The sequence below is a fragment of the Vibrio sp. V03_P4A6T147 genome (assembly GCF_002241085.1).
Taxonomy (GTDB): domain Bacteria; phylum Pseudomonadota; class Gammaproteobacteria; order Enterobacterales; family Vibrionaceae; genus Vibrio; species Vibrio anguillarum.
The window spans coordinates 1-10,774 of sequence record NZ_NDIO01000113.1; the positions used below are offsets into that span (position 1 = coordinate 1).

7 protein-coding genes are annotated in these 10,774 nt (G+C 43.9%); 5 read left to right on the plus strand and 2 right to left on the minus strand.

All coding sequences use genetic code 11. The features are described 5' to 3' along the window. The first annotated feature begins 27 nt into the window (after positions 1–27). The 3 genes from B9J84_RS04445 (at position 28) to B9J84_RS04455 (ending at position 3,749) form a co-directional block, all read left to right on the plus strand. Positions 28–924 carry a LysR family transcriptional regulator ArgP gene (locus tag B9J84_RS04445; protein WP_017045436.1) on the plus strand — a complete coding sequence of 299 codons (897 nt, stop codon included), beginning with the start codon at positions 28–30 and terminating at the stop codon, positions 922–924. 102 nt (positions 925–1,026) lie between these two features. Next, positions 1,027–1,719: an oxidative stress defense protein gene (locus B9J84_RS04450; RefSeq protein WP_038148141.1), complete on the plus strand. Its 693-nt coding sequence runs from the start codon at positions 1,027–1,029 to the stop codon at positions 1,717–1,719. 164 nt (positions 1,720–1,883) lie between these two features. Next, the gene (locus B9J84_RS04455) at positions 1,884–3,749 is read left to right on the plus strand and encodes a sensor domain-containing diguanylate cyclase (RefSeq protein WP_094123624.1); all 1,866 of its coding nucleotides are present in this window, start codon (positions 1,884–1,886) and stop codon (positions 3,747–3,749) included. A gap of 103 nt (positions 3,750–3,852) precedes the next feature. Here the strand turns inward: B9J84_RS04455 and pykF are convergent, their stop codons facing one another. Continuing rightward, complete coding sequence (gene pykF, locus B9J84_RS04460; RefSeq protein ID WP_026027602.1) at positions 3,853–5,265, minus strand: pyruvate kinase PykF; 1,413 nt, start codon at positions 5,263–5,265, stop codon at positions 3,853–3,855. A gap of 424 nt (positions 5,266–5,689) precedes the next feature. On the opposite strand from pykF, the gene B9J84_RS04465 reads away from it, so the two are divergent. Both B9J84_RS04465 and glmS read left to right on the plus strand, forming a co-directional pair. Beyond that, positions 5,690–6,451, plus strand: a complete 762-nt coding sequence (locus B9J84_RS04465) for a DeoR/GlpR family DNA-binding transcription regulator (protein ID WP_013857797.1) — start codon at positions 5,690–5,692, stop codon at positions 6,449–6,451. 87 nt (positions 6,452–6,538) lie between these two features. Then, positions 6,539–8,371: a glutamine--fructose-6-phosphate transaminase (isomerizing) gene (gene glmS, locus B9J84_RS04470; RefSeq protein ID WP_017045440.1), complete on the plus strand. Its 1,833-nt coding sequence runs from the start codon at positions 6,539–6,541 to the stop codon at positions 8,369–8,371. A gap of 356 nt (positions 8,372–8,727) precedes the next feature. Here the strand turns inward: glmS and B9J84_RS04475 are convergent, their stop codons facing one another. Continuing rightward, positions 8,728–10,479, minus strand: coding sequence for a lysophospholipid acyltransferase family protein (locus B9J84_RS04475; protein WP_094123625.1), 1,752 nt, complete (start codon positions 10,477–10,479; stop codon positions 8,728–8,730). Positions 10,480–10,774 lie beyond the last annotated feature (295 nt).

Consider the following 10,774-nt stretch of genomic DNA (forward strand, 5'->3'; position numbering starts at 1 on the left):
ACTAATAACCATAAAAAGGAGCCTAGGATGAGAGGGCTAGATTACAAATGGATTGAGGCATTAGATGCGGTACTGCAACAAGGAAGCTTTGAACGAGCCGCTGAAAATCTCTATATTTCACAATCGGCTATTTCTCAAAGAATCAAGCAATTAGAGAGATTTATCGCCCAACCGGTCCTGATTCGAGAGCAGCCACCAAGGCCAACGCTGGTGGGAAAAAAATTGCTAGGGCTGTATCGTAGGGTGTGTTTGCTTGAAAATGAACTGGTGCCTGAATTGATGAATGAGGAGAATACGCGGCCCGTTTCAATAGCTATTGCCACTAATGCGGACAGTTTGGCTACTTGGTTACTTCCTGCGTTATCGAATACGATGAAAACGCGGCAAGTTGAGTTGAACCTGACGGTTTTCGGTGAGTCACGTACGATCGAAAAAATTAAAAATGGCGAAGTAGCTGGCGCAATAAGCTTAGAATCGCAAGCCATTCCTGGTTGTCATGCTGACTACTTAGGTAGAATGGACTATGTGTGTGTTGCCAGCCCGGAGTTTTATCAGCGTTATTTTTCTCAAGGTGTGAACTTTCATACTTTAAAAAAAGCACCAGCGGTATCGTATGATCAGTATGATGATCTGCATAAAAAATATTTGCATGATCACTTCAATGTGCCAAGAGATGCCGTCATAAACCATACCGTGGGTAGTTCAGAAGCTTTTGTTAAATTAGCCCTATCCGGTGCGGCGTATTGTTTGATCCCCCGCTTACAGATAGCACAAGAGCTCGAAATAGGCACGCTTACCGACATTACACCAGGGTTCATTTTAACCAACCGTATTTATTGGCATCATTGGCAGTTAGAAACGGGAATATTACAGGAAATTTCTCAGGCCATTGTTCAATATGCTCGCCAAGTGTTGCCGCAATGACAAAAGTTCAACGTCAAAGTTGTGTCATTTCATAAGCTATTAACTGTGCTTATATAGAGTATCGCCTATGATGTATTCACCCATTTGAGTAAGGTAACTCCCATGAAATTAATGACAAGTGTAACGCTATTATCTGGATTGCTCAGTTTTGGTTCTATGGCGCAGGAAATGAATTTTCCTCATCTTTCAACGACAGGTTATGGTGAAGTCGTTGCGGTACCTGATATGGCTGAGTTTTCAGTTAAAGTGGTTGAATCGACGCTGACGGCGGAGCAGGCAAAAAGAGCGGTCGACAAAGTGGTAGAAGCATTTGTGGCGCGTTTGAAAGAATCCGGTGTGACTTCCCAACAAATATCGAGTTCAAATCTCTACCTTGCCCCTCAATATCACTACCCTAAATCTGGTAAACCTGAGTTAGTGGGTTATCAAGCAACAAGAAGTGTCACGGTTGAGGTTGAAGATTTAAGCCAGCTTAATCAATACCTTGATGTAGCGCTCGGTGAGGGCATTAACCAAGTCGACAATATTCAACTTAAAGTTCGGAATCAAGAGCAATACCAGCAACAAGCCCGGCTAGCGGCGATTCAAGATGCGAATACCAAAGCACTATCATTGGCGGAAGGATTTAAGTTGAAATTAGGTGATGTGTGGCAGATAGACTACAACTCGCCCAGCGTGCAGCCGATCATGATGCGTGCTATGGCAATGGATGCAAAATCTGAATCCAATAGCTACCAAGACTCGACGCTTATTATTCGCGATAGGGTGGACGTAGTCTATCAATTAAACAACTAAGCCCTTGCCTAAGCTACTGATTAATTGGTTAATTTAAACTGGATGGAATGAGCCTTTACTTCCATAAATTGATTGTATTATTAATCGGTAGCTTTTTGTTTTGTCTATTTTTTAAGATGCTATAATCCGCTCATCACTATTTAGGGTTAATATTTAGACAAGTCATGAGATACACAAAAATAATCAGCATTCTTCTCATCATTTGTTTCTTATTCAGCGCAATAGTGACTGGGTATTACTATCAGCGCTACCAAGAAGTGAAAGACAACGCAACGCAAAACACGGTAGCGGAGGCGTTTGATCAACTAAATGAGAGTGAACATCAATACCGGGGTTTGAAAGCCCAAGTAGGCTCCATTGTTGATTTACTTAGTCGCAGTCAAAGTTTGTATGAATTTATTTTCTCTCCTTCAGAGGCTAACCAACAGAGTCTTGAAAAAAGCTGGTCTTCTGTTGCTGAAAAACAGACATGGTATAGCTCAATTGCGCTTTTAGACGTATTTGGGCATGAACAACTTCGGATTCATTATTCTGCGACTAATCATTTAGCTTCTAGTGTAAAAACAAAGCAAGACAGCTCACATCATGACTACATTGCTTTTGCAGAAAATCTCTCAGAAGGAGATGTGGGTGTATGGGGCATTACATTGGCAGATGCTCCGAGTGCAGCGGCTATACAGCCTATGCTATGCGTAATCACGCCAGTTACCGTATTAGGGGAGCGAAAAGGCTATTTGGTTCTCAATGTTGATATTTGGTCACAATCTTCGCGCTTAACTCATACGCGTGATCCACAGTTAACTCCTGAGCTTATCGGCGACTCCGGTTTCTACTTGTCTTCTAGCGATAAAACCAAATTATTTGGAGATTTATTACCCTCTAACCAGCACGTAAATCTGGCACTTCAATTACCGAAAACCTGGCAACAGATGCAGACAACTCCTTCTGGCTATGTATTCGAAAATGGCAAGGTTACGGTTTATAAAACCCTTAAATTTGCTTCATTGAAACCTGTTTTTTTGATGATTCAACTCACCGATGAGCAATTAGATCATCGAGCGAAGCGTGACGTCAACGATTTAATCAAAGAAGCTTTTTTTGTCTTCTTCGTTATACTCATTTTTGCGCTTCCCATGGTTTCTATGGCGTTGCATTACCATCATCGAAGTATTGAAAGCAAACTGGCAAGAGCGGCCTTGAATGGTATGTCTGCAGTGATGATCTCAGACAGAAAACACAAAGTTATGATGGTTAATGGCGAATTTGAAAAGATTACCGGTCTGACTATTGACGAGATAAAAGGCAGTAACGCATTAAAGTTACTGCTCAGTCCAAATGGTATGGAGTTTATGCTCGAGGTGCTTGAAGAGGTATCGCAGCAACATTTCTGGGAAGGTGAAGTAGAAATGGTCAATACGCAAGGTGAGACTCTAACCGCCATCATGAGAATTCAAGCGATTAAAGAGGCGACTAAAGTCAGTTATTATATTACGTCTTTAGTCGATATTACTCAGCACAAAGAGCTTGAAAACCGATTACGAGAATTGAGCGAAAAAGACGCGTTAACTCAGTTATGGAATCGGCGTAAATTTGAAGCAGAATTGCAGCATCATACGCACCTCGTTCAACGTTATCCCGAAAGCCATCAGGTTTGCCTTGTCTTAATTGATATTGATTACTTTAAACGAGTGAATGATGAACAAGGACATGATGAAGGTGATCGCGTCATTATTAAAGTTGGTGAGATTTTGAGCCAAACATTGCGTACCACGGATTTTCTGGCACGTATTGGCGGTGAAGAGTTTGCGATTATTATGCCGCATACTTCTGTAGAAGAAGCCGAGACTGTCCTAGACCGATTACGAGTAGCGGTAGAGCAAAGCCTCACCGTGACTATCAGCGCTGGCTTTACTGACTTAACCGCAGATGGTAAACGCTCGTATAAATGCGCTGACATTGCTTTATATGAGGCGAAAACCTTAGGGCGAAATCGAATTTCACTGTGCAAAAGCAGTGATGATCTTGCTTAAGGCATACCACAAAGAGTGATGGGTTTGGTAAGTAAAGCGTAAATAGCGAAAATAAAAAATCGGGGCAAGCCCCGATTTTTTCTGCTTTGTATTCGACGTTCGATTATAGAACGTGAACAGAAGCTGTGTTGGTTGTACCTGAGGCAACAAGTGCACCAGAAACCATCACTACGATGTCACCCTTCTTGCCTAGACCAGAAGCCAGTGCAATCTCTTTACCATTGATGTAGAACGCATCAGTGCTGTCGATAGTATCAACAACAACCGGTGTTACACCTTTAGTTAGAACGAGTTGAGCCGCCGTTTTCTTGTTAGTAGTTACAGCAATGATGTTCGCAGTTGGGAAGTACTTACGCACTGAACGAGCTGATTTACCCGCTTCAGTTGCGACCACGATAAGTGGAGCCGCCAATTTCTCAGCAGTATCTACTGCACCTTTACATACGGCTTCAGTAATGCGTAGGCGTGGGCTGTCTAAACGAGAACCCAACTCAGCTTGTAGAACGCGGTCTGTACGAGCACAGATTTGCGCCATGATAGTGACCGCTTCAACAGGGTATTTACCTTTTGCTGTTTCGCCAGAAAGCATCACTGCATCTGTACCATCCATTACCGCGTTGGCTACGTCGCCAGCTTCTGCGCGAGTTGGACGTGGGTTCTTGATCATTGAATCAAGCATTTGAGTTGCTGTGATAACCACTTTACGTGCGCGGTTACATTTTTCGATCATCATCTTCTGTGCAAAGATAACTTCTTCAGCAGGGATCTCAACACCTAGGTCGCCACGAGCAACCATGATACCGTCAGAAAGCTCAAGAATTTCGTCGAAGTTATCAACGCCTTCTTGGTTTTCAATTTTAGAGATGATTTGGATATCTGCGCCGCCGTTTGCTGTTAGCAGTTCGCGGATTTCACGTACGTCGTCAGCTTTACGAATGAAAGAAGCTGCAACAAAATCAACGCCTTGCTCACAACCAAACTTAAGGTCTGCTTTATCTTTTTCAGAAAGAGCTGGAAGGTTCACTGAAACGTTAGGAAGGTTAACACCTTTGTTTTCACCTAGCGCGCCGTTGTTCAGCACTTTACATTTCACTTCAGTTTCTGTGGTTGCAATCACTTCCATTTCAATCAGGCCGTCATCAACCAAAATTTTGTTACCTACAGTAAGGTCTTTAGCAAAACCTAAGTAAGTCACGGCAACTTTATCTTTGTTACCTACAACGGTTGCATCAGTAGTGAAAGTGAAATCCTGGCCAGCCACGAGATCAACGTCATCACCATTTTCTAGTTTGATGGTGCGGATTTCAGGACCTTTAGTGTCTAAAAGGATCGCAAGCTGTTTACCAGTGTTTTCCATTACTTTACGGAAGTTCGCAATACGAGTGCCGTGTTCTACGAAGTCACCGTGAGAGAAGTTCAAACGCATAACGTTCATGCCAGCATTCACTAGCTCAGTAAGCTTCTCTACAGATTCAGTTTTAGGGCCAATCGTACATACGATTTTGGTCTTTTTCATGGAAGGTTCTCTCCGGTAAATATGATTACAATTTGAAGTTGGTTGAGTGTTCTAGCGTCATCACAAGCGGCAATTTTTCTTATCTATTACCCAACAATATTAATGTGATTTTGTGACATTAGAGCTGAAAGTCTTTCAACAGTTTAGTCATTTTATGACCAAGCATTGTCGATTTTATAGCGTTATTTTGCCACTTATTGAGTTTAAATCGGTTAAGTTGCAAAAGAATAACAGTCAATTCTGTAATTTTTTTTCTTTTCGGCGCGAATTCTACCACCTAATGAGTTCAATATCACTGCCTAAGAATTGTCTTAGGACAAGGTTTTAGCGTGAATTATTAATTTTTTAGATCGAAATAAATAGACAATAAAGTTTCGATTCGATTAATATTGCTTTCGATTCGTAATCTTGAAGAAAAATATAAATGTCGAAACGAAATACACAACTGAGAAGACATACCATCGCTAACCTTGTGAATGAACAGGGTGAGGTCAGTGTTGATGCACTCTCTGCTCAGTTTGAAACCTCAGAGGTGACGATTAGAAAGGATTTGGCCTCTTTAGAGAAAAACGGTCAACTCTTACGCCGTTACGGTGGTGCGATTGCACTGCCTAAAGAGGTGGTCAATGATGAGTTTAATCCTAAAGTTTCGAATCGAAAGATAAAGCTGGCTAAGGCGGCGGCTAAGTTAATTCGAGACCACAATCGCATCGTTATTGACTGTGGTAGTACTACGGCAGCATTAATTCAGCAACTGAATGATAAACGCGGTTTGGTTGTGATGACCAACTCATTGCACGTAGCGAATGCCCTTAATGAACTAGAAAGTGAACCGACACTATTAATGACGGGCGGTACTTGGGATACCCATTCCGAGTCATTTCAGGGCAAAGTGGCTGAATCGGTACTGCGTTCTTACGATTTTGACCAACTGTTTATTGGCGCTGACGGTATTGATCTTGAACGTGGCACCACCACCTTCAATGAACTGATTGGCCTGAGCAAAGTGATGGCCGAAGTCTCACGAGAAGTGATCGTGATGATCGAATCAGACAAAGTTGGCCGAAAAATTCCCAACCTTGAGCTCGCTTGGGAGCATATCGACGTGTTAGTGACCGATAACGATCTAACCGTTCAAGATGCCGCATTGATTGAATCGCACCAAGTGCGAGTGATCCGAGCCTAATTAACCCCTATTCAACCATTCCTAAATAAAGGCCTTCGCTTGCGGCTTTAGGGATGAAGCATAAATCTAAAATGGAGTAAAAACCTTATGTGTGGAATCGTCGGTGCAGTAGCACAACGAGATGTGGCTGAAATTTTAGTGGAAGGACTACGCCGCTTGGAATACCGCGGTTATGATTCAGCCGGTGTTGCTGTGGTGGATAGTGCGAGCCAATTAACGCGCGTTCGTCGTTTAGGCAAAGTGCAAGAGCTAGCCGATGCAGTCGAAAAGCAACATGTTGCCGGAGGCACAGGCATTGCGCACACGCGCTGGGCGACACACGGAGAACCTTCCGAAATTAATGCTCACCCACACATGTCGGGCGATATTGCGGTTGTGCATAACGGCATTATCGAAAACCATGAAACGCTACGTGATGTTCTGCGTGAACGCGGCTACCTTTTTGAATCGCAAACCGATACTGAAGTGATTGCTCACCTTGTTGAGTGGGAACTGCGCACGGCCAGTTCACTGCTTGAAGCGGTGCAAAAAACGGTTAAACAACTCGAGGGTGCTTACGGTACTGTGGTGCTTGATCGCAAAGATCCAAGCCGTGTTGTGGTTGCTCGCTCTGGTAGCCCGATCGTGATCGGTTTCGGTGTTGGTGAGAATTTCTTAGCTTCAGACCAATTAGCTTTGCTGAATGTTACACGCCGCTTTATGTATCTTGAAGAGGGTGATGTCGCGGAAGTTACGCGCCGCGATGTGACGGTTTTTGCTGCAAACGGCGAACAGGTGACGCGTGAAATTAGCGAATCTAACGCAGAGCATGACGCTGGCGATAAAGGTAAATATCGTCATTTCATGCAAAAAGAGATCTTTGAACAGCCAACGGCATTGATTAACACCATGGAAGGCCGTATCACCAAAGACAGCGTAGTGACAGAAAGCATTGGCGTGAACGCTGCCGAAATTCTTAGCCAAGTGGAACATGTACAAATCGTCGCTTGCGGAACGTCGTACAACGCAGGCATGACAGCGCGTTACTGGTTTGAAGCATTGGCAGGCGTGAGTTGCGATGTGGAAATTGCCTCTGAATTCCGCTATCGGAAATTTGTCACTCGTCCAAATAGCTTGTTGATCACGCTTTCTCAATCCGGTGAAACGGCAGATACCTTAGCCGCTTTGCGTTTGGCGAAAGAAAAAGGCTACATGGCCGCGATGACTATTTGTAACGTAGCGGGTTCTTCGCTGGTTCGTGAATCTGACTTTGCATTCATGACTCGCGCCGGAACAGAGATTGGTGTGGCATCAACCAAAGCCTTCACTACTCAGCTTGCAACCTTGTTAATGTTAGTGACCGCTCTTGGTAAACAAAAGCAGTGCATTAATAAAGAAAAAGAGGCGGAAATTGTTGAAGCTCTGCATGCACTGCCTGCACAAATTAATGCAGCCCTTGCCTATGAAAAGCAGATTGAAGCACTGGCTGAAGATTTCGCAGATAAACACCACACTCTATTCTTGGGCCGTGGTGAGTTTTATCCTATCGCGCTTGAAGCGTCATTAAAGCTGAAGGAAATCTCTTACATTCATGCTGAAGCATACGCGGCGGGTGAATTAAAGCACGGCCCATTAGCGCTGATTGATGCTGATATGCCCGTTGTTGTGGTTGCACCAAATAACGAGCTGTTAGAGAAGCTAAAATCGAACATTGAAGAAGTGCGTGCTCGTGGCGGTTTGCTGTATGTGTTTGCCGATCAAGACGCCGGCTTTGCGGCTGATGAAACAATGAAAATCATCACCATGCCACACGTGAGTGAAATTACCGCGCCGATCTACTACACCATTCCAATGCAGCTTCTTTCTTACTATGTCGCATTGATCAAAGGCACGGATGTCGACCAACCTCGTAACCTCGCCAAAGCCGTAACGGTTGAGTGATACAAGGTGGTTAGAGCACATATTGTCGGAAGACAATAAAGTTTCATCGTTTTTCTTTGCTCAAACACTTGGCCGAGGTGATGTAAACAAGCGACTCGGCACAAACCCGCTTCTGCCACTTAATGCTTCTAAAGTAGAAACTCATAACGGTTCTATTCCTCCCCCTTTTAGGGGAGGGAATTAGTTTTGTGAGCGTTGGGAGTAAGCCATTTTTAATTTGAAAGCGCCCCTGATAGTGCTATCCAACATGTGAAACTCCGCTCTGTTTTCTTCAAAAGGAGTGCTAGGTTGGGGGAGTGTGTTATAGGGATATCTCCCCTTAAAAAGAGGAGGTATAAACAACCCGAACCACAGGGTTAAAGCGCGTGATGGGTGAGGTATTCGTATGCTTCTTTGGTGCCCATGTAGCGGCTTAAGCTGCGCACCGGAACGTTGCGTAAATCGACCACAATCAAGCCATCTAACGAATCATTAAAATCAGGGTCTACGTTAAAACTGACTAACTTGCCATTTAAACCGAGGTATTGACGCAGTAGCACTGGTACGCTTTTCCCTTCATCCAACCGGGCAATCACTTTTGAAAGCAGCTGTAAATCAGCCAATGCACTCAGCAAACTGGCATTCCAAGGGGCTTGTTGCTTGGGGAGTGGGTTACTTGCCTCTACCAAATGGGCGTGTTGGTTATTGTAGTAGTGCTGCGTCATTGTGTCGGCTAATAAACGGCGCGCACTTTCACTGTAATCATTGCTGATACTTACGGGTCCAAATAGGTGCGTATAGTGCGGGTTTCGGTGCACATAGGTTGCGATTCCCTTCCAAAGCAGCAATAGCGGAGCCATACTTTTTTGATACTCGATGTCGACGACTGAACGCCCCATTTCAATTGCATTACCTATGGTATTGAGAAAGCGGTGGTCATACTGAAACAGCGTTCGTGAGTACAAACCTGCAATACCGCTTATCGGCACAATACGGTCGACTAAGCCTAAACGGTAAGCTCCGACCAATTTCTGCGCTTCGTGATCCCAAATGAATAGATGCAGGTAGTTGCGATCGTATTGATCGATATCGAGCGCGGTGCCAGTGCCTTCACCTACCAGCCTGAAATTGTGCTCTCGCACTCGTCCTATTTCGTGCAGTAACGAGGGGATGTTTTCCGCGCTGGTACAATACACATCGAATTCGTTATGCCTTAATAGATGATCAGAAAAAGAAAGCTGCTCAATATCGTGTAACAAAGCGCTTAGGGGGAGCCGCTGCGCAATGGGTTGTAACGGCTCATCATTGGTTTTATTGCGCTTGGTTGGGCTGATGTGACTTAAAAGGTAGGTGTTGAGCCTTAAATAGCTGACCAGCGTCTCATCACACAGATGTTGGATTTCTTTATGATTGATCGCATCGCCAATGGCGATTTCGATGCGCTGATGCTTTTTATTGAGCAGTTCACGGCCCAACATTAACGTTCTTAGTAGCGGGTGGATTTTTCCAGCCATGTAAAAGCGTTTCGAATTTTGCCCGTTGATGAACACTGGTAACGCCGTCGCTTGATGCTTTTGTATCAGTCGGCTGACTGAACGGCTCCACTGTTTGTCTTCCAGTTTCTGCGTTTTACTATCAACCAGTTGTGACACTTCGCCCGCAGGAAACATCAATAGCAGCCCTCCTTGAGCAAGGTGTTTATTGGCGGCTCTCAAGGCTTGCATATTCGCTTTTTGCGCGGCTTTGTCTTCAAAAACATCCACACCAATGAACAGCGAATCTAACTCTGGTACGGTTTTTAAATAGTGATTGGCTAATATCTGCACGTCTGAGCGAATTGAAAGCAGCATCTCAGCCAGAATAACGCCTTCCACACAACCAAGTGGGTGATTTGCAACAACGACTGTCGCGCCTTGAGTGGGAACTTGAGCTAATGATCCTTTCACCACTTGGTAGTCAATACCCAATACCTCTAACGTAAAACGCAAAAATGTTGCGGTATCGCAATGGGGTGGGCGTTGTGCATAAAACTTATCTAAACGAGTTAGGCCTGTCGCCCACTCAGTGAAGTGTTCGCCTAGTCCAAACGGCGTTTTTCTCGGTAATTTAAAAGGGCTTATCGTGAGCATAGCAACCTCGCATTTTATGCTTTGTGCTTATGCTAGAGAGGGAAGATGACAATCTGGCTGCGATTAAGTGAGTAATTGATGGCTGTTTTTTTACAGTTTAATGAAATCCGTCTCAAACTGGAGATAAATTAGAATCTTGGATGCAACAATGATTTTTTAGTAAAACTAAATAATTTATTGCTCACAAAATGAAGAAAATTTGTGTTGATGCGACATTTTTGGTGTTAGCTTGTAATGGCTGTAAAAAATATAAAAATGTCAATTGAACCTTTGTTTTGCTGATCTGGAATAGACG